Origin of the sequence: Paenibacillus sp. OSY-SE, from assembly GCF_000283315.1 — a bacterium.
Taxonomy (GTDB): Bacteria; Bacillota; Bacilli; order Paenibacillales; family Paenibacillaceae; genus Paenibacillus_B; species Paenibacillus_B profundus.
Window position 1 is genome coordinate 1 of sequence record NZ_ALKF01000021.1, and the last position, 601, is coordinate 601.

Here is a 601-nt window from a genome sequence, read left to right on the forward strand (position 1 = left end):
GGGAAGAACGCTTTGACGTGCAAGCGCTGCGTCTTGCGATGAAGCGGATCACCGTTCATCACGACGCGCTGCGCATGGTGTTTGTGCCTTTAGCGGACAGAGGTTATGCCGCTTGGAACCGGGCCGTGAAGGAAGGGGACCGGTACGGATTGGAAGTATTCGACTTCCGGGAAGAGCAGGCGTGGAGTCGGTTAGTCGAAGCGAAGGCCCGCGAGCTGCAGGCCGGTATCTCCTTAGATACAGGTCCGCTCGTGAAGCTGGGCTTATTCCAGTGCGGTGACGGCGATCATCTGCTCATCGTCATTCACCATCTCGTCATTGATGGCGTCTCCTGGCGGATCTTGCTGGAGGACATCGCTGCAGCGTACGAACAGGCCGCGCAAGGGCAGGACATCCGGCTGCCGCAGAAGACCGATTCGTTCCAAGCTTGGGCGCAGCAGCTGGAAGCTTATGCCTCAAGACCGGCTATGGAGGCGGAACGCGGATACTGGAGCCAGCTGGCGAATGTCGAACAAGCGCCTTTGCCGAAGGATAACGAGCAAGGCGCCGACGCGGTCAAAAACAGCGAAACGCTGGCGTTGCAATGGTCCCGGCACGAGAC

Annotated in this window: 1 protein-coding gene; it reads left to right on the forward strand. The window is 59.6% G+C overall.

Annotation, left to right across the window (positions count from 1 at the left end):
- Positions 1-601 (forward strand): condensation domain-containing protein (locus A372_RS32555; RefSeq protein WP_036702523.1); only part of this gene is annotated, 601 nt, incomplete at both ends.